Raw genomic sequence first — 787 nt, forward strand, 5'->3', positions numbered from 1 at the left:
GGGCCCACGTTAGAACACCAGCCATTAAAGGGTGGTATTTCAAGGATGGCTCCATGCAGACTGGCGTCCACACTTCAAAGCCTCCCACCTATCCTACACATCAAGGACCAGTGTTCAGTGTCAAGCTATAGTAAAGGTTCACGGGGTCTTTCCGTCTTGCCGCGGGTACACTGCATCTTCACAGCGAGTTCAATTTCACTGAGTCTCGGGTGGAGACAGCCTGGCCATCATTACGCCATTCGTGCAGGTCGGAACTTACCCGACAAGGAATTTCGCTACCTTAGGACCGTTATAGTTACGGCCGCCGTTTACCGGGGCTTCGATCAAGAGCTTCTCCGCGAGGATAACCCCATCAATTAACCTTCCGGCACCGGGCAGGCGTCACACCGTATACGTCCACTTTCGTGTTTGCACAGTGCTGTGTTTTTAATAAACAGTTGCAGCCAGCTGGTATCTTCGACTGATTTCAGCTCCACGAGCAAGTCGCTTCACCTACCATCAGCGTGCCTTCTCCCGAAGTTACGGCACCATTTTGCCTAGTTCCTTCACCCGAGTTCTCTCAAGCGCCTTGGTATTCTCTACCTGACCACCTGTGTCGGTTTGGGGTACGATTTGATGTTACCTGATGCTTAGAGGCTTTTCCTGGAAGCAGGGCATTTGTCACTTCAGCACCGTAGTGCCTCGTCATCACACCTCAGCGTTAGTGACGTTCCGGATTTACCTGGAACATCCGCCTACATGCTTAAACCGGGACAACCGTCGCCCGGCCAACATAGCCTTCTCCGTC

General features: G+C 52.6%; 1 rRNA gene. It reads right to left on the minus strand.

Going from position 1 to position 787, the window contains the following annotated elements:
* Positions 1-787, minus strand: a 23S ribosomal RNA gene (locus ACESQ2_RS28400); the annotation flags it as partial.

This window comes from Klebsiella sp. Q11 (assembly GCF_964241505.1).
Lineage (GTDB): Bacteria > Pseudomonadota > Gammaproteobacteria > Enterobacterales > Enterobacteriaceae > Klebsiella > Klebsiella michiganensis.